Annotated in this window: 16 protein-coding genes; 7 read left to right on the top strand and 9 right to left on the bottom strand. The window is 71.4% G+C overall.

The genetic code is table 11. The features are described from left to right. The first annotated feature begins 32 nt into the window (after nt 1-32). From PYS65_RS10355 to PYS65_RS10345, 3 genes are read left to right on the top strand one after another with little or no spacing between them, the layout of a single operon-like run. On the top strand, nt 33-1,163 hold the full coding sequence (locus PYS65_RS10355) for a thiamine ABC transporter substrate-binding protein (protein WP_279333591.1): 1,131 nt from the start codon (nt 33-35) through the stop codon (nt 1,161-1,163). Continuing rightward, nucleotides 1,139-2,848: an ABC transporter permease gene (locus PYS65_RS10350; protein ID WP_387037339.1), complete on the top strand. Its 1,710-nt coding sequence runs from the start codon at nt 1,139-1,141 to the stop codon at nt 2,846-2,848. Before PYS65_RS10355 ends, PYS65_RS10350 begins: the two co-directional genes overlap by 25 nt. Then, nucleotides 2,849-3,868, top strand: coding sequence for an ABC transporter ATP-binding protein (locus PYS65_RS10345; protein WP_279333588.1), 1,020 nt, complete (start codon nt 2,849-2,851; stop codon nt 3,866-3,868). A gap of 91 nt (nt 3,869-3,959) precedes the next feature. Here PYS65_RS10345 and PYS65_RS10340 read toward each other — a convergent pair whose 3' ends face one another. The 6 genes from PYS65_RS10340 to PYS65_RS10315 form a co-directional block, all read right to left on the bottom strand. Then, a complete protein-coding gene (locus tag PYS65_RS10340) occupies nt 3,960-4,649 on the bottom strand; it encodes an LAETG motif-containing sortase-dependent surface protein (RefSeq protein ID WP_279333586.1) in 690 nt (229 codons plus the stop codon). Between the two features lie 290 nt (nt 4,650-4,939). Continuing rightward, the gene (locus PYS65_RS10335; RefSeq protein ID WP_279333585.1) at nt 4,940-5,347 is read right to left on the bottom strand and encodes a VOC family protein; all 408 of its coding nucleotides are present in this window, start codon (nt 5,345-5,347) and stop codon (nt 4,940-4,942) included. Nucleotides 5,348-5,457: 110 nt separating this feature from the next. Then, nucleotides 5,458-6,885 carry a hypothetical protein gene (locus tag PYS65_RS10330; RefSeq protein ID WP_279333584.1) on the bottom strand — a complete coding sequence of 476 codons (1,428 nt, stop codon included), beginning with the start codon at nt 6,883-6,885 and terminating at the stop codon, nt 5,458-5,460. After that, nucleotides 6,867-7,616: an ABC transporter ATP-binding protein gene (locus PYS65_RS10325; RefSeq protein ID WP_279333583.1), complete on the bottom strand. Its 750-nt coding sequence runs from the start codon at nt 7,614-7,616 to the stop codon at nt 6,867-6,869. The genes PYS65_RS10330 and PYS65_RS10325 overlap by 19 nt, the downstream gene beginning before the upstream one ends. Before the next feature lie 239 nt (nt 7,617-7,855). Further along, nucleotides 7,856-9,244, bottom strand: coding sequence for an aspartate aminotransferase family protein (locus tag PYS65_RS10320; RefSeq protein ID WP_279333582.1), 1,389 nt, complete (start codon nt 9,242-9,244; stop codon nt 7,856-7,858). Further along, nucleotides 9,241-9,759 (bottom strand): Lrp/AsnC family transcriptional regulator, encoded by a 519-nt coding sequence (locus PYS65_RS10315; RefSeq protein WP_279333581.1) that lies wholly within the window; start codon nt 9,757-9,759, stop codon nt 9,241-9,243. The genes PYS65_RS10320 and PYS65_RS10315 overlap by 4 nt, the downstream gene beginning before the upstream one ends. Nucleotides 9,760-9,940: 181 nt before the next feature. Between PYS65_RS10315 and PYS65_RS10310 the strand changes: the two genes are divergently transcribed. Next, on the top strand, nt 9,941-11,380 hold the full coding sequence (locus PYS65_RS10310) for a gamma-aminobutyraldehyde dehydrogenase (RefSeq protein WP_279333580.1): 1,440 nt from the start codon (nt 9,941-9,943) through the stop codon (nt 11,378-11,380). A 151-nt stretch (nt 11,381-11,531) separates the two neighbouring features. Here PYS65_RS10310 and PYS65_RS10305 read toward each other — a convergent pair whose 3' ends face one another. Together PYS65_RS10305 and PYS65_RS10300 are read right to left on the bottom strand one after the other, a co-directional pair. Then, the gene (locus PYS65_RS10305; RefSeq protein ID WP_279333579.1) at nt 11,532-12,242 is read right to left on the bottom strand and encodes a glycerophosphodiester phosphodiesterase; all 711 of its coding nucleotides are present in this window, start codon (nt 12,240-12,242) and stop codon (nt 11,532-11,534) included. Nucleotides 12,243-12,294: 52 nt separating this feature from the next. Further along, on the bottom strand, nt 12,295-13,362 hold the full coding sequence (locus tag PYS65_RS10300) for an adenosine deaminase (RefSeq protein WP_279333578.1): 1,068 nt from the start codon (nt 13,360-13,362) through the stop codon (nt 12,295-12,297). Between the two features lie 152 nt (nt 13,363-13,514). Here PYS65_RS10300 and PYS65_RS10295 point away from each other — a divergent pair, with 152 nt between their 5' ends. Next, entirely contained in the window at nt 13,515-14,423 is a 909-nt protein-coding gene (locus PYS65_RS10295; RefSeq protein ID WP_279333577.1) for a DUF4190 domain-containing protein, read from the top strand. Here the strand turns inward: PYS65_RS10295 and PYS65_RS10290 are convergent. After that, nucleotides 14,417-15,022 (bottom strand): NADAR family protein, encoded by a 606-nt coding sequence (locus PYS65_RS10290; protein WP_279333576.1) that lies wholly within the window; start codon nt 15,020-15,022, stop codon nt 14,417-14,419. The genes PYS65_RS10295 and PYS65_RS10290 overlap by 7 nt on opposite strands. 223 nt (nt 15,023-15,245) lie before the next feature. Here PYS65_RS10290 and PYS65_RS10285 point away from each other — a divergent pair, with 223 nt between their 5' ends. After that, nucleotides 15,246-16,781, top strand: a complete 1,536-nt coding sequence (locus tag PYS65_RS10285; protein ID WP_279333575.1) for a gamma-aminobutyraldehyde dehydrogenase — start codon at nt 15,246-15,248, stop codon at nt 16,779-16,781. A gap of 50 nt (nt 16,782-16,831) precedes the next feature. After that, a complete protein-coding gene (locus tag PYS65_RS10280; protein ID WP_279333574.1) occupies nt 16,832-18,079 on the top strand; it encodes a polyamine ABC transporter substrate-binding protein in 1,248 nt (415 codons plus the stop codon). Nucleotides 18,080-18,082 lie beyond the last annotated feature (3 nt).

Below are 18,082 nucleotides of genomic sequence, written 5' to 3'. Positions count from 1 at the left end.
GTCTCTTCCTGGTCACCCCCAGGAGGAATCCGTTGAACATCACCAAGAAGGTCACGACCCTGGCCGTCGGGCTGGGCCTGGTCACCCTGTCCGCCTGCGGCTCGTCCGGCGGCGGCACCGAGGAGTCCGGGTCCGGGTCCGGCGGGTCCAAGACCGTGACTCTCGTCAGCCACAACTCGTGGGCCGCCTCGAAGAACGTCATCGCCGCCTTCGAGAAGAAGTCCGGCTACCAGGTCAAGGTCCTGGAGGACGGCGACGCCGGATCGGCCGTGAACAAGGCGATCCTGACCAAGGACAACCCGCAGGGCGACGTCTTCTTCGGCGTCGACAACACCCTGCTGTCCCGCGCTCTCGACAACGGGCTGTTCCAGCCGTACCAGGCCGAGGGCTCCGACCTGGTCCTTCCCGAGTACCGCGTCGACGAGGGCAAGCACCGGGTCACGCCGGTCGACACCGGTGACGTCTGCGTCAACTACGACAAGGAGTGGTTCAGCGAGCGCGACCTGACCCCGCCGAAGACCTTCGACGACCTGGTCGAGCCCGAGTACAAGAACCTCCTCGTCGTGGAGAACGCCTCCACCTCCTCGCCCGGCCTCGGCTTCCTCCTCGGCACCGCCGCGAAGTACGGCGGTGGGGGTACCTCCCGCTCGAGCGAAGCCGAGAGTGGGGGAGGCTGGCAGGACTACTGGAAGAAGCTCAAGGCCAACGGCGTGAAGGTGGTCGACGGCTGGGAGCAGGCCTACAACGAGGAGTTCTCCGGCTCGGCCGGCGGCAAGCAGGCCAAGGGGGACCGGCCGCTGGTGGTGTCCTACGCCTCCTCCCCGCCCGCCGAGGTGATCTACGCCGACCCGAAGCCGACGACCGCTCCCACCGGTGTCGCCGACGGCACCTGCTTCCGTCAGGTCGAGTACGCGGGGCTGCTCAGCAACGCGAAGAACCCCGAGGGCGGCAAGGCACTGCTCGACTTCCTGCTCACCAAGGAGTTCCAGGAGGACATGCCGCTCAACATGTTCGTCTACCCGGTGCGGGAGGGCGCCCAGGTGCCCGAGGAGTTCGCGCAGTACGGGCCGCAGGCGAAGGACCCGGAGACGATGGACCCGGCGAGGATCGCCGACAACCGTGACCAGTGGGTCAAGTCGTGGACCTCGCTCGTACTGAAGTGAGCCGGACCGAGGTGAGCCGGACCGCCGCCGTGCGAGGGAACGGACGGCGGCGGTGGCGCGGAACCGCGGCGCGGCTCGGCCTGATGGCCGTGCCCGTCGCGTTCTTCGCCGTCTTCTTCGCCTACCCCGTCACCGCGATCGTCGCGCGCGGCCTGAAGGCCGACGGGGTCTGGCAGCTCGGGCGGATCGGGGACGTACTGGCGCAGTCCGACGTCCGCCAGGTGCTGTGGTTCACCACCTGGCAGGCGCTGGTCTCCACCGCCCTCACCCTGCTGATCGCCCTGCCCGGCGCGTACGTCCTCGCCCGCTTCGACTTCCCCGGCAGACACCTGCTGCGGGCGGTGGTCACCGTCCCCTTCGTGCTGCCGACCGTCGTCGTCGGCACGGCGTTCATGGCGCTCGTCGGGCGCGGCGGCCTCCTCGACGAGCTGTGGGGCGTCCGGCTGGACACCACCGTGTGGGCGATCCTGCTCGCGCACGTGTTCTTCAACTACGCCGTCGTCGTGCGGACCGTCGGCGGACTGTGGGGGCAGCTCGACCCGCGGCAGGAGGAGGCCGCGCGGATGCTCGGCGCCTCCCGGTTCACGGCCTGGCGGACCGTCACCCTGCCCGCGCTCGCGCCCGCCGTGGCCGCCGCGGCGCTGATGGTCTTCCTGTTCACCTTCACCTCCTTCGGCGTGGTGCAGATCCTCGGCGGGCCCACCTTCGCCACCCTCGAAGTGGAGATCTACCGGCAGACCTCGGAGATCTTCGACCTGTCCACCGCCGCCGTCCTGACGATGATCCAGTTCGCCGCGGTGGGCGCGATCCTCGCCCTGCACGCCTGGACCGTACGGCGGCGGGAGACCGCGCTGCGCCTGGTGGACGCCTCCACGACCGCACGCCGGCCGCGCGGTGCCGGGCAGTGGGCGCTGCTCGCCGGGGTCGTCGCCACCGTCGTCGTGCTGCTGCTCCTGCCCCTCGCGGTGCTGGTGGAACGCTCCTTCGGCGACGTCGGGGCCGGCTACTACCGGGCGCTGACCCGGGACGACGGGGGAGTGTTCCTGGTCGCGCCGATCGAGGCGGTCGGCAACTCCCTGCAGTACGCGGCCGCGGCCACCGTCATCGCCGTGGTGATCGGCTCCCTGGCGGCCGTCGCGCTCACCCGGCGGGACGCGGGACGGCTGGTGCGCGGCTTCGACGCCCTGCTGATGCTGCCGCTCGGGGTGTCCGCGGTGACCGTCGGCTTCGGGTTCCTGATCGCTCTCGACGAGCCGCCACTGGACCTGAGGTCCTCCTGGATCCTGGTGCCGCTCGCCCAGGCACTGGTCGGTGTCCCGTTCGTCGTACGGACCATGCTGCCCGTGCTGCGGGCCGTGGACGCGCGGCTGCGGGAGGCGGCGGCGGTGCTCGGGGCGTCGCCGTGGCGGGCCTGGCGCGAGGTGGACCTGCCGATGGTGCGGCGGGCGATGCTCATCGCGGCCGGGTTCGCCTTCGCGGTGTCGCTGGGCGAGTTCGGTGCGACGGTGTTCATCGCGCGGCCGGACCATCCGACCCTGCCGGTGGCCGTGGCGCGGCTGCTCGGCCGGCCGGGGGACCTCAACTACGGTCAGGCGATGGCCCTGTCGACGATTCTGATGATCGTGTGCGCGGTGGCGCTGCTGGCGCTGGAGCGGCTGCGGACCGACCGATCCGGGGAGTTCTAGATGCTGTTGAGCCTGGAGGCCGCCACCGTCCGCTTCGGCGGCCGGGCGGTGCTGGACGCCGTCGACCTGGAGGTCGCCGAGCACGAGATCGTGTGTGTGCTCGGGCCCAGCGGCAGCGGCAAGTCCACGCTGCTGCGGGCGGTGGCCGGGCTGCAGCCCCTCGACGCCGGGCGGATCTCGCTGGCCGGACGTGACCAGGCGGACGTGCCCGCGCACCGGCGCGGGGTCGGGCTGATGTTCCAGGACCACCAGCTGTTCCCGCAGCGGGACGTGGGCGGCAACGTGGCCTTCGGGCTGCGGATGCGCGGCACGTCACGGGCCGAACAGGCCGACCGTGTGAAGGAGTTGCTGGACCTCGTCGGACTGCCCGGGGCGGCCGGGCGGGCGGTGGCGGCGCTGTCCGGCGGAGAGCAGCAACGGGTCGCCCTGGCCCGCGCGCTGGCGCCCAGCCCGAGGCTGCTGATGCTCGACGAACCGCTCGGCCAGCTCGACCGGACGCTCAGGGAGCGGCTGGTCGTCGAACTGCGTGAGCTGTTCGGCCGGTTGGGCACCACCGTGCTCGCCGTGACGCACGACCAGGGCGAGGCGTTCGCGCTGGCCGACCGGGTCGTGGTGATGCGGGACGGACGGATCGCCCAGTCCGGTACGCCCCTTGAGGTGTGGCAGCGTCCGGCCGACGCGTTCGTGGCCCGCTTCCTGGGGTTCGAGAACGTGGTCGGGGCGACGGTCGGCGCGGACGTCGCGGTGACGCCGTGGGGCAAGGTCCCGGTGCCGGCGGACGCCCCGCAGGGCACGCGGACCCTGCTCGTCCGGCCCACCGGGGTCCGGCTGGTCCCGGCCGAGACGGGCCTGCGCTGCACGGTGACCGCGCGCACCTTCCGGGGCACCCATGTCGCGGTCCGCCTCCAGCCCGAGCAGGCGCCCCGACTGGAGGCCGCCTGCGCGCTCCGCACGGCACCGGAGGTCGGGGACGAGGTCGGGGTGGAGTTCGACGCGGCCGAGGTCGTCGTACTGGACTGACCCGCGGCGGACGCGCGACGGCCCGCCCCGGCGGGTGGGGGTCCCCCCCGGACGGAGTCTGGGGGAGGGCCGTCCTGCCGTGCGTGGGGCGTCAGCTGTCCTTGCCCGTCCCGCGACGGCGCATGCCGAGGAAGACGGCACCGCCGCCGACGGCGACCAGGGCCACCGCGACACCGGCGATCAGAGCGGTGTGGGAGTCCGCGCCGGTCTCGGCGAGGTTCGAGTCACCGACGGCGGGCGACGGAGCGTTGTCCGAGGTGTCCGCCGGGGCGGGGCTCTCGGCCGCCGACTCCGACGGATTCGGCGTGCCGGGCTCCTCGACGTCCTCGGAGTCCTCGGCCGGGGTCGAGACGGAGGCCGACGGCGTGGGCTCCTCCGGAGCCGGGGTCCCGGGAGCCGGGGTCCCCTCCTCTCCCTTGCAGGCCGTGGCCGGGGTGGTCAGGTTCGGCGTGATGTCCTCGTCCACGGAGGGCGCGGCCTTGACGTGGATGCGGTACTCGGCGCTGGGCTTCCACTCCTCCTCGAAGGTGATGGTGACGCCCTTGCGGGAGCCCTTGACCACCTGCTCGCCGACCTTCCTCTCGTCGGCGCCGTTGTTCTCCAGGAACACGGTGACGGTGGCGGGGACGCCGGCCGGATCCACGTCGGTGACGGTGATGACACCGTTGTCACCGACGCACTTGGCCTCGGCCGAGAAATCCTTGATGTCGCAGGCGGCCGCGCTGCCTGCGAGACCGACGGTGAGCGCGGCCGACGCGGAGACGACGCCGAGAGCGCGCACGGTACGTGCGACGGTACGGCGCGAGGCCGTACGGCGTGATACGGACAGAACTGACACGTTTGTCCTTTACGGGATACTCAAATGCGGGGGGTCGAGGGAGAGTTGACAGAACATCAGCACTCCCGTGATGCTCCCAGGTCTATAAGCGGCGCATAAGAGTGTCAACGCATATGCCGACGGCAGGGCATGGCTTTGCCTTTTCATTGCCCGGCCGGGCGTTTCGACGTCTCCGAAGCCGTCTCGGTCCGCTCCGGGAACGCAGGGGCTCTGGAAAGGGGGCGGGCCTGGCCTCAGCCCTCCACGACGGACGGGTCCATCCACACGATCTCCCAGGTGTGGCCGTCCGGATCGTCGAAGGCGCGGCCGTACATGAAGCCCTGGTCCTGGGTCTCGCCGCTGACCGAGCCGCCCGCCGCGACGGCCTTCTCGACCAGTTCGTCGACCTTCTCGCGGCTCTCGGAGCTCAGGGCCAGCAGCACCTCGCTGGTCCTCGAGGAGTCGGCGATCTCCTTCTTCGTGAACTCCGCGTAGCGCTGCCTGGTGTGCAGCATCGCCACGATGGTGTCGCTGATCACGACGGAGGCGGTGTTCTCGTCGCTGAACCGCGCGTTGATCGAGTAGCCGAGTTCCGTGAAGAACTTCTTCGAGGCGTCGAGGTCGTCGACGGCCAGGTTCACGAAGATCATCTGCTGGTACATGTCGGGTCTCTCCCTGGGGGTGCCGGGTTCTGTGGCGTTCGACGGGTGGACCGGGGGCCGGCCCGGAACTCATCGCCCGGCGGGAGATCCCCTTCGGGTTCTCCCGCCTCTCAGACGGACAGGGGAAGCGCCGACAGCCCGGCCGCGGTCACGGTCAGCGGCCCGAACAGGGCGAGGAGCGCGCCGGCCCTGAGCATCGCGGCCCGGCGCGGGGTCGAGGCGGGAGCGCCCAGGCGCAGCAGCGCGGCCGTGGTGGCGGCGTGCGCGTGCTTGGCCTCGACGGCGGCCGTCAGCAGGGTCGCCACGGTGCACCCCGTCACCACCAGCACCCCGAGCAGGGTGAGCGGCCCTGCCGACAGGCCGTCGGCGTAGGAGTGCCGGCCCATGGCGTACACGGCCGACAGCACGGCGCAGACCACACCCAGCGGACGGCCGATCCGGGTGGCCTCCGTCATGAGGACCCGGCCGGCCAGCAGCCGCAGGGCACCCGGGCGGACCGACTGCAGCAGACGGCCGCACAGATGGGTGAGACCGGGGCCGATCAGGGTGAGGCCGACGACGGTCAGCGCCAGTGCGGCCAGGGCCCCGGGCCGGTCCCCGGGGGAGGCGGCGACGCCGCTACCGCCACCGCTCGCGTAGGTCTCCACGGCCAGTCCCGCGGCCACTCCCGCGGCCAGCGCGGCGATGCCCCAGGGCAGACCGGACGGTGCCGAGCGGGCGTTGGCCGGGACGGTGGCCGGTTCCCCGGTGGCCGACTCTCCGGTGGCCGGCGCGGGGCCGTCGCTCGCCCCGTCCGGCCCGTGCACCGGCACCCGCGTTTCCTCCGGGGCGGCTTCCGGTTCCTGTCGCCGCCGGCTGTCGGCCGGCTGTCGGCCGTGGGTCGCCGTCGCCAGGTGCCTGCCGAAGCGTCCGTACGCCCCGAACGTCTCCCGCTCCGCGGTACTCCGGTACGCGCCGAAGCGTCCGTACGTCCGCCCCGCAGGGGACGCGTCCGCGGCCCGCCCCGCGGGGGACGCGTCCGCGGCCTGCTCGCGTGGCCGCAGCGCCCAGGCCACCGCCGCCGACGCGTTCACCGGCAGCAGCGCCAGCAGCGTCAGGGCCGCCGGGAGCGGCAGGGGCCTGCCCGTGGCCAGGAACTCGGTGGCGGCTCCGTCGACGGGCATCCTGGTGAGGTCGCCGCGCAGTTGGAGGAAGACGAGGAGGGCGACCAGCGACCCCAGGGTGCAGGCCAGGGCCGTGGTCGTCGCGGAGACGGCCATCAGCCGGACGGGGCCGAGGCCGATCGCCGAGAGCCCGGGCCGGGGTCTGGTCGCAGGGTCGGTCCGGGCCACCGCGACGGCGAGGTACACCGTGGCCGCCAGCGGGGCCGCGCACCAGGCCAGCCGGAGCAGTGAGACCGACGGCGTGTCCGGGTGGCCGAGCGCGTGGCCGAGAGTGCACAGGAGCAGAAAGCCCGTGCCCGCAGAGGCGACGGCGACCAGAAGGCGGCGCAGCCACACGGCGGGACGGGCGCCTCGGGTCAGACGGAGAGCGAGCACGTGGCCCGGCCCTTCGTCTCGACGGTCTCGGAGACCGGGGGCAGATGTACGGTGCGCACCTGACGCCCGTCGAGCAGCGAGACGGTGCGGTCGGCGAGGGCCGCGATGTCCGAGTCGGCGGTCGCGAGGAGCACCGTGATGCCGTGCGAACGGGCCGCCGTGGTGAGCGTGCGCAGGACGTGCCGGCGGTCGATGCGGTGCAGCGGCGCGGTCGGCTCGTCGGCGAACAGCACCGTGGGGGCCGGGGCGAGGGCGCGGGCGATGCAGACCCGCTGGCGCTCCGCGTGCACCAGGTCCGCGGGGTGCTTGCGGGCCTGGTCGCCGATGTCGAGGCGCTTCAGCCACTCCATGGCCGTCGACTTGGCCCGGCGCCGGGCGGTGCCGCGCAGCATCAGGGGGAGGGCGGTGTTCTCCCAGACGTTCAGCTCGGGGACGAGCACCGGTTCCGGATCGATCCAGCCGAAGCGCTCCCGGCGCAGCCGCTCGCGAGCGGCGGGGGTCATGGTGTGCACGGGCGTGCTGTTGAACCAGACCTCGCCGCCGCGCACGGGCACCAGTCCGGAGAGACACCGCAGCAGGGTCGTTTTTCCACTGCCGCGCGGGCCCCCGACGGCGAGGATCTCGCCCTCCCTGACGCCGAGCGAGACCCCGCTCAGCCCGGGGGAACCGTCCTTGTGCCGGAAGTGCAGGGCGCGTGCCCAGAGCACGTCGTTGTCCGGTGGGGCCACCATGGCGTACACCTCGGTTCGGATCAGGAATGCCGTGCGAGATCTGTGAGACCCCCCATGCGGGGGAACGAAGGCAAGGCCGATCGGTCACTGGGCACGCTAGGCAGGACGCGGCGGGAGGCCGGACAGCACGCGGCCCCGGAGCGCCGTTTCTCACTCGAACGGGCGGCACCGGGGCCGTAATTGATCATTCCAGCCGAAGATCACAGCGGTGGATCACAGCGGCGGATCGCAGCGGTGGGTCACAGCTTCGTCCATGCCTCCGACAGCGTGGCGCGCAGGATCTGCTCGATCTCGTCGAAGGTCCCCTGGTCGGAGATCAGCGGCGGGGCGAGCTGGACGACCGGGTCGCCGCGGTCGTCGGCACGGCAGTACAGGCCGTTCTCGTACAGCTTCTTGGACAGGAAGCCGTACAGGACGCGCTCGGTCTCCTCGTCGTCGAAGGTCTCCTTGGTGTGCTTGTCCTTGACCAGTTCGATGCCGTAGAAGAAGCCGTTGCCGCGGACGTCGCCGACGATCGGCAGGTCGTACAGCTTCTCCAGCGTCGAGCGGAAGGCGCCCTCGTTGTCCAGGACGTGCTGGTTGAGGCCCTCGCGCGCGAACAGGTCGAGGTTGGCCACGGCCACCGCGGCCGAGACGGGGTGGCCGCCGAAGGTGTAGCCGTGCAGGAAGACGTTGTCGCCCCGGTAGAACGGTTCGGCGAGGCGGTCCGAGACGATGCACGCGCCGATGGGCGAGTAGCCCGAGGTCATGCCCTTGGCACAGGTGATCATGTCCGGGACGTAGCCGAACTTGTCGCAGGCGAACGTCGTGCCCAGACGGCCGAAGGCGCAGATGACCTCGTCGGAGACGAGGAGCACGTCGTACTGGTCGCAGATCTCCCGGACCCGCTGGAAGTAGCCGGGCGGCGGCGGGAAGCAGCCGCCCGCGTTCTGCACCGGCTCCAGGAAGACCGCGGCGACCGTGTCCGGGCCCTCGAAGAGGATCTGCTGCTCGATCTGGTCGGCGGCCCAGCGGCCGAACGCCTCCGGGTCGTCGCCGTGGATCGGCGCCCGGTAGATGTTGGTGTTCGGCACCTTGTGCGCGCCCGGCACCAGCGGCTCGAACGGGGCCTTCAGAGCCGGCAGTCCGGTGATCGACAGGGCGCCCTGCGGGGTGCCGTGGTAGGCCACCGCGCGGGAGATGACCTTGTACTTGGTCGGCTTGCCGATCAGCTTGAAGTACTGCTTGGCGAGCTTCCAGGCGGTCTCCACCGCCTCACCGCCGCCCGTGGTGAAGAAGACCTTGTTCAGGTCGCCCGGGGCCTCGTCGGCGAGCCGCTCGGCCAGCTCCACGGCCTTGGGGTGGGCGTAGGACCAGACGGGGAAGAAGGACAGTTCCTGTGCCTGCTTGAAGGCGGCCTCGGCGAGTTCGACGCGGCCGTGTCCCGCCTGGACCACGAACAGGCCGGCGAGACCGTCGAGGTACCGCTTGCCCTTGTCGTCGTAGATGTGGGTGCCCTCGCCGCGGACGATGGTGGGGACGGGGGAGTTCTCGTACGAGGACATGCGGGTGAAGTGCATCCACAGGTGGTCGTACGCGGACCTGCTGAGGTCGCTGGGTTCCTTGGAGCTGTCGGTGCTCACGATCATCGGGTTCCCCACATGTAGGTCTGCTTCTTGAGCTTGAGGTAGACGAAACTCTCGGTGGAGCGCACCCCGGGCACGGCCCTGATGCGTCGGTTGATGACTTCCAGAAGGTGGTCGTCGTCCTCGCAGACGATCTCGACCATGAGGTCGAAGGAGCCCGCGGTCATCACCACGTACTCGCACTCGTCCATGGCGCTCAGCGCGTCGGCGACGGACTCCACGTCCCCCTCGACGTTGACGCCGACCATCGCCTGCCGGCGGAAGCCCACGGTGAGCGGGTCCGTGACGGCGACGATCTGCATCACACCCTGGTCGAGCAGTTTCTGGACGCGCTGGCGCACGGCCGCCTCAGACAAGCCGACGGCCTTGCCGATCGCGGCGTAGGGCCGGCGGCCGTCCTCCTGGAGCTGCTCGATGATGGCGAGGGAGACGGCGTCCAGGTGGGGACCGCCGCCGTGCTTGGACTCGCGGGAGTCCCTCGGTTCTGCGCTTCGACTGGCCACACGGTCACTGTGCACGACGTCTCGACTGTTTAGCAAGGCGTATTCGATGAAATTCGTTGTATCGAAGGTTTCAGTCTGCGGATTTCGCAGGCATGAGGCGGGTGGGGGTGTTGAAAACAGCAGCGGCCCGTCTAGGGTGGGTGTCTCAGAGGTTGGACACCTCGGACACCCGCGAGGAACACCAGGAGGGCCTGCAGTGAGTACCGAGCTGCGTCGTCTGCGCAACTACATCGGCGGTGAGTTCCGCGACGCCGCCGACGGACGGACCACCGAGGTGGTCAACCCCGTGACCGGTGAGGCGTACGCGACCGCGCCGCTGTCCGGACAGGCGGATGTGGACGCCGCGATGGCGGCCGCCGCCGAGGCCTTCCCCGGCTGGCGCGACACCACGCCGGCCGAGCGGCAGAAGGCCCTGCTGAAGGTCGCGGACGCCTTCGAGGAGCGCGCCGAGGAACTGATCGCGGCCGAGGTGGAGAACACGGGCAAGCCCATCGGGCTGACCCGCACCGAGGAGATCCCGCCGATGGTCGACCAGATCCGCTTCTTCGCGGGTGCGGCGCGGATGCTGGAGGGGCGCTCGGCCGGTGAGTACATGGAGGGCCTGACCTCCATCGTGCGCCGCGAACCGGTCGGCGTCTGCGCCCAGGTCGCCCCCTGGAACTACCCGATGATGATGGCCGTGTGGAAGTTCGCCCCGGCGATCGCGGCGGGCAACACGGTCGTCCTGAAGCCGTCCGACACCACGCCGGCCTCCACCGTCCTGCTCGCCGAGATCCTCGGCTCGGTCCTGCCCAGGGGCGTCTTCAACGTCATCTGCGGCGACCGCGACACCGGCCGCATGATGGTCGAGCACGAGACCCCGGCGATGGCGTCCATCACCGGTTCGGTGCGCGCCGGCATGCAGGTCGCCGAGGCCGCGTCCAAGGACCTCAAGCGCGTCCACCTGGAGTTGGGCGGCAAGGCTCCGGTGGTGGTCTTCGAGGACACCGACATCGCCAAGGCCGTCGAGGACATCTCCGTCGCGGGCTTCTTCAACGCCGGCCAGGACTGCACGGCCGCCACCCGCGTCCTCGTCCACGAGTCGATCCACGACGAGTTCGTCTCCGCGCTCGCCCAGGCCGCCGCCGACACCAAGACCGGCCTGCCGGACGACGAGGACGTGCTGTTCGGCCCGCTCAACAACCCCCACCAGCTCAAGCAGGTCGAGGGCTTCATCGAGCGGCTGCCCGCACACGCACGGGTGGAAGCCGGCGGCAAGCGCGTCGGCGACCAGGGCTTCTTCTACGCGCCGACCGTCGTCTCGGGCCTGAAACAGGACGACGAGATCATCCAGAAGGAGGTCTTCGGCCCGGTCATCACCGTCCAGACCTTCGCCGACGAGGACCAGGCCGTCGAGTACGCCAACGGCGTCGAGTACGCGCTGGCCTCCTCGGTGTGGACCAAGGACCACTCCCGCGCGATGCGCATGTCCAAGAAGCTCGACTTCGGCTGCGTGTGGATCAACACCCACATCCCGCTGGTCGCGGAGATGCCGCACGGCGGCTTCAAGAAGTCGGGCTACGGCAAGGACCTGTCGGGGTACGGCTTCGAGGACTACACGCGGATCAAGCACGTGATGACGTCGCTGGACGCTTAGCGCTCCGCTGGGGGAGCCGAAGGAAATGGCTCCTGGGCACCGTTCGGGTTCCGTCGGACGGAGGCTGCGGGTCGTTCGTGGCTGGTCGCGACCACGCGACGGAGTCGCATATCGGCACTTCCCCGCGCCCCTTTCAGGGGCGCGGGAACTGTCACGGCTGGGTGTTCATGGCCGTGGGTGGCCCGGCGCGCAGGGTGTGCAGGATGTCGATGCGGTTGGTCGTGATGGAGTCGGTGCCCAGCGCCAGCAGGCGGCGCATGGAGCGGCGGGTGTCCGGGGTCCACACGGACAGCAGGTAGCCGTCGCGGTGGACGCGGTCGGCCAGGGCCCGGTCGACCAGGCTGAAGCGGTAGTTCAGCCAGCGCGGGCGGATCGCCTCCAGGAGGCCGGCGCGCGGCGGGGCCAGCGTCGTGAGGGTGAGGGCGATCTCGGCGGACGGGTCCGCCGCGCGCACGGCGAGCATGGTGGCGGCGCCCGCGCAGTAGTACACGCGGTCCCGGGCCCCGTGCTCCCGTACGACGTCCACGATCCGGCGCACCGCCCGCGGGTGCGGGGCGCCCGGCAGGTCCAGCAGGGCCCTGCTGCCCTCGGTCGCCGACAGCGCGTCCGACAGGGGCGGCACGCCGCCGTCGGTCAGGCCGCGCACCTCCTCCCAGGACAGCGACCGCAGCGGGCGGTCGTGCTCCCAGAGCCGCTTCAGCGTCTCGTCGTGCAGCAGGACCGGCACGCCGTCCCGGGTGAGGCGTACGTCGAACTCGACCGCGTCCGCGCCCCGGTGCAGCGCGGAACGCAGCGAGGCGAGCGTGTTCTCGCGGACGCGGTAGGGGTCGCCGCGGTGGGCCACGGCGGTCACGTGGTGCATGGCGGCCCTTCGTACAGTCGGTTCGTCACGGGGTGGCCGGTTCGCCGGGCGGTCAGCGGGCGAGCCAGGACGTGGTGTAGGCATCGATCTCGGTGGCCAGCCGGGCCTTCGCGGGCCGGTCCAGGAAGGACGCCTCCACCGCGTTCTTCGCCAGCTCGGCCAGGCCCCGTTCGTCGAGGTCCAGCAGTCGCGCGGCGATCAGGTACTCGTGGTTGAGGTCGGTGCCGAACATCGGCGGGTCGTCGGAGTTGACGGTCACCAGGACCCCGGCCCGGACGAACTCCTTGATGGGGTGCTCGTCGAGGGTGGTGACCGCGCGGGTGGCGATGTTGGAGGTGGGGCACACCTCCAGCGCGATGCGCCGCTCGGCGAGATGCGCGAGCAGCTCGGGGTCCCGGGCGGCGCTGGTGCCGTGCCCGATCCGCTCGGCGCGCAGGTCGCGCAGGGCGTGCCACACCGTTTCCGGACCGGTGGTCTCACCGGCGTGCGGCACCGAGCGCAGGCCCGCGGCGATGGCACGGTCGAAGTACGGTTTGAACTGCGGCCGGGGCACCCCGATCTCGGGACCGCCCAGGCCGAAGGAGACCAGGCCCTCCGGGCGCAGCCGGTCGTCGGTGGCGAGCCGCACCGTCTCCTCGGCGGACTCCAGACCCGCCTCGCCGGGGATGTCGAAGCACCAGCGCAGCACCGTCCCGAACTCGGACTCGGCCGCCTTGCGGGCGTCCTCGATCGCGTCCATGAAGGCACGCTCGTCGATCCCGCGGCGGGTCGACGAGAACGGGGTGATGGTCAGCTCGGCGTACCGCACCTGCTGCCGGGCCAGTTCGCGGGCCACCTCGAAGGTGAGCAGCCGGACGTCCTCGGGCGTGCGGACCAGATCGACGACGGACAGGTACACGTCGATGAAGTGCGCGAAGTCCGTGAAGGTGAAGTAGTCGGCGAGCGCCTCGGGGTCGGAGGGGACCCTGGAGTCGGGGTGGCGGGCGGCCAGCTCCGAGACGATGCGGGGGGAGGCGGAGCCGACGTGGTGCACGTGCAGTTCGGCCTTGGGCAGTCCGGCGATGAAGGCACGCGGATCACGGCCCGGTGCTGCGGTGGCCGTGACGAGGTGGTCGGTCATGGTTCCTCCCCCAAGCGGCGTCCTCGGCCGGTGTGCGGCGGAACGCGGGTGATCGGCTGATCGGTGGATCGGGGATCATCGTAGGACGGATGCGTCCGACGGGGCGCCGGGGTCGTAACATGGCGGGACGTTCGACGGAGGGGGTCCAGCGCATGTCCGACGACGCGCAGGTGCCGGAGGCGCCGGGGAGCACGGCGGGCGGCACACCGCCCCACAACCCGCACGACCATGACGACGTGTGGGCGGCACCGGCCGACAGCGGGGCCGCTCGGGCGCAGCCGCCCCAGGCCCCGCCGCGGGACGTGGCGCCCCCGATGACGCAGATCGACCTGGGCGGACAGGTCGCACCCGGCCCGCCGGACTCCACCGGAGCCGTCGACCCGTGGGCGCTCCCGGAGTTCGACCCGCCCGTCTCCGGAGCGGGCCCGGCCGGTGCGCCGGCCGCCGGCTCGCCCCCCGGCGCCTCCTCCGTGCACGAGCAGCAGACGATGACGTCCTTCCCCGCGCAGGGCGACCCCACCGCCACCCCGGTGCCGCCCGCCCGGCCCTGGGCCGGCCCCGGCACCCCCCAGGCGCCGGTACCGCCCGTCGGCCCCGGCGCGGCGGTCCCCAACCCCTTCGCGCCCCCGGCCGCCGACCCGCTCCCGCCGCCGCCCATCGCCCCCGACGGCCCCGGCCAGGTTCCGTACGGCTACCCGGGCGGCCCCCAGAGCGGCTACGGCCACCCGGCCCCGCAGCCATCCGGTTACGGCACCCCCGGTTACGGCGCCCCCGACCCGGGCTACCACGGCTGGACCGGCATGGCGCCCCTGCCGAGCAACGGCATGGGCATCACCGGACTCGTGCTCGGCATCATCTCGGCCGTGCTCTTCTGCTTCTGGCCGCTGGCCATCGGGCTCGGCGTCATGGCCGTGATCTTCAGCGCGCTGGGCCGGGGCAAGGCGTCCCGAGGCGAGGCCACGAACCCGGGACACGCCCTGGCCGGCCTCATCTGCGGCGCGGTCGGCATCCTCCTGGGTACCGGCTTCGGCGCGCTCGTCCTGTTCACGTCCTCCTACTGACCCCGGACACCGCTTCGGAGCCCCGGCCCGGACCCCTCCCGGAGGCGGGTGCGGGCCCGCATCAGGGCGAAGCCCAGGAGGTTCGGGCCGCGCCACTGCTCGGGGTCCGTCGCCCGCTCGTCGGTGGCCGCGAGCCCGATGCCCCACACCCGGTCCACCGGACTCGCCTCGACCAGCACCCTCTCGCCTGTGCCCAGCAGAAAGGCGCGCAGGTCGGCGTGGGCCGCGAACTTGTGCACGCTGCCCTCGACGACGACACGGAACCGCTCCCGTCGCCATGTCTCCTCGTCGAAGCCCCGCACCAGCCGCCCCGCCTCCTTCGCCTGAGCGGGATGGCCCGCGGCCAGCACCCGCCGCTCGGCCTCCGGGTCCGCGAACAGCCGGGCCTTGGCCGCCATCATCCAGTGCTCGGCGGTCGCGTACCGCGCCCCGTCCACCGTGAACGGCGACGGCCACCACTGGCTCAGGCAGCTCGCCCCGATCCGGCCGTCGGGCAGCGGCCGGTGCCCCCAGAAGTACAGGTACTTGACCCGCCGGTCGGCCCGCAGCGCCTCGACCAGAGTCTCCCTGGAACCGATGGTTCCCGCCGTCCCGTTCATCGCCACCCCCCGTGAACCCTTCCTGCCCGCGCGAGTCTGGCACGCATCACTGACACCCCGTCCTGTCTTTTCCGCCGCCCCTCGACGCCCGGTCGACAGATTCCGTCGCGTAACCAAAAGGCAACAACGGAATCACTTGTTGGAGTCCCATTGCTCTGTCAGGATCGGCACTCAAATCGAGCTGGAGCCACGCCGCCCCCTCGGGGAGACGGAGGAGAGCGACATGCACAACCCGGGCAACGCCACCCCGGAACGATTCCCGGCCCAGGACCGGTTCGCGGACGGGGCGCAGTTCATCGCGGGACGTTCGACGAAGGGCACCTCGGGCCGTACGCACACGGTCGTCGACCCCGCCACCGGGCAGGAGGTCCACACCTACGCGCTCGCCGGCACCGACGACGTGGACGCGGCCGTCGCCGCGGCGCGCGAGGCGTTCCCGGCGTGGGCCGGCGCCACCCCCGGGGAGCGCTCCGACGCCCTGCACCGGTTCGCAGCCGTCGTCGCCGAGCGCGCCGAGGACTTCGCCCGCGCCGAGTCCCTGCAGTGCGGCAAGCCGCTCAAGCTGAGCCGTGAGTTCGACGTCCCGGGGACGATCGACAACATCGCCTTCTTCGCCGGCGCCGCACGGCAACTGCAGGGCCAGTCCGCCGGCGAGTACTCCGGTGACCACACCTCCTACGTCCGCCGCGAGCCCATCGGCGTCGTCGGCTCGATCGCGCCCTGGAACTACCCCCTCCAGATGGCCGCGTGGAAGATCCTCCCGGCGATCGCGGCGGGCAACACCGTTGTCCTCAAGCCCGCCGAGCTCACCCCGCTGACCTCCCTCCTGTTCGCGCGGGCCGCCACCGACGCGGGCATCCCGGACGGCGTGATCAACATCGTCACCGGCACCGGCAAGGAGGCGGGCGAACACCTCGTCGGTCATCCCGACGTCGCCATGACCTCCTTCACCGGCTCGACCGCCGTGGGCAGGCGGGTCGCCGAGATCGCCACCGCCACCGTCAAGCGCATCCACCTCGAACTCGGCGGCAAGGCCCCCTTCGTCGTCTTCGACGACGCCGACCTCGACGCCGCCGTCAACGGCGCGGTCGCGGGCGCGCTCATCAACACCGGCCAGGACTGCACGGCCGCCACCCGCGCGTACGTGCAACGGCCCCTCTACGAGGCGTTCGTCGAGCGCACGGCCGCGCTGATGGAGACCGTGCGGCTCGGCGACCCCTTCGCTCCCGGCACCGATCTCGGCCCGCTGATCTCGCACGCCCACCGCGACCGCGTGGCCGGATTCGTCGACCGGGCACGCGCCTGCGCGCGGGTGGTGACCGGCGGTGAGGCCCCGGAGGGGGACCTGAAGCACGGCGCGTACTACCGCCCCACCCTGATCGCCGACGCGCCGCAGGACAGCGAGGTCGTGCAGTCCGAGATCTTCGGGCCGGTGCTCGTCGTCCTGCCCTTCGACACCGATGACGAGGGCATCGCCCTTGCCAACGACACGCCGTACGGGCTCGCCGCCTCCGCGTGGAGCCGCGACGTGTACCGGACGGGCCGTGCCACCCGCGAGATCAAGGCGGGCTGCGTGTGGATCAACGACCACATCCCGATCATCAGCGAGATGCCGCACGGCGGCTCCAAGGCGTCCGGCTTCGGCAAGGACATGTCCGCGTACTCGTTCGAGGAGTACACCCAGATCAAGCACGTCATGTTCGACAACACGGCGGTGGTCCGCAAGGACTGGCACCGCACGATCTTCGGGGACCGATAGCAGCCGGGCCGCCCGACCCGCGGCCCCTCTCCCGAAAGGGCACCACGCGCATGGAGCAGTACGAGCCCGACCGCCTCTCCCCGGCCCAGACGGCCGCCATGCGGCGCAGCTTCCGCAACGGCCGGGCGGCACTGACCCGCCGGTCCCTGTTGCGCGCCTCCGCCGGCGGCGCGCTCGCGGCCGGCGGACTCGGGGCGCTGAGCGCCTGTGGCATCCCCGCTGCCGGCCGGACCCAGGGCGGCACCTCCGCCGAGGACCGTTCGGCCGAGGAGAAGACCGTCAACTTCTCCAACTGGCCCGTCTACATCGATGTCGACGAGAGCGGCAAGCAGCGTCCCACGCTCGACACGTTCACCCGGCAGACCGGCGTCAAGGTCGAGTACACCGAGGACGTCAACGACAACACCGAGTTCTTCGGCAAGATCAAACCGCAGCTCGCCGCCGGGCAGGACACCGGCCGCGACCTGATCGTCCTCACCGACTGGCTGGCCGCGCGGATGATCCGCCTGGGCTGGGTCCAGAAACTGGACCCGGCGAACCTGCCGCACGCCTTCGCCAACCTCTCCGGGCAGTTCCGCAGCCCGGACTGGGACCCGGGGCGTGCCTACTCCTACCCCTGGCAGGGTGTCTCGGCCGTCGTCGCCTACAACAAGAAGGCGCTCGACGGCATCGAGGTGAAGTCGGTCTCCGACCTGCTGGACAACCCCAAGCTCAAGGGCCGGGTCTCCTTCCTGTCCGAGATGCGCGACAGCATCGGCATGACCCTGCTCGACATGGGCAAGGACCCGGCCAAGGTCACCGACGACGAGTACGACGCGGCGATCGACCGCCTGCAGAAGGCCGTCGACAAGGGGCAGATCCGCCGCTTCACCGGCAACGACTACACGTCCGACCTGACCAAGGGCGACATCGCCGCCTGTGTCGCCTGGGGCGGTGACATCGTCCAGCTCCAGGCGGACAGCGACGACATCGGGTACGTCATCCCGGACGCCGGTTTCGTGACGGCCACCGACAACCTGCTCATCCCCAACAAGGCCCGCCACAAGGCCAACGCCGAGCGGCTGATCGACTTCTACTACCAGCCGCCGCAGGCGGCCCGGCTCTCCGCCTACGTCGCCTTCGTGAGTCCCGTCGACGGCGCGCAGGAGGAACTCGCCAAGATCGACAAGTCGGCGGCGGAGAACCCGCTGATCATCCCGACCAAGGACGTAGCGGCCCGAACCCACTCCTTCCGAGCCCTGAGCGACAAGGAAGAGGCGGCCTACGAAGCGAAGTTCGCGAAACTCACAGGGGCGTGACGA

The sequence above is a fragment of the Streptomyces cathayae genome (assembly GCF_029760955.1).
Lineage (GTDB): Bacteria > Actinomycetota > Actinomycetes > Streptomycetales > Streptomycetaceae > Streptomyces > Streptomyces cathayae.
The sequence above is the reverse complement of the archived record's forward strand: the minus strand, read 5'-3'. Positions and strand labels throughout refer to the sequence as shown.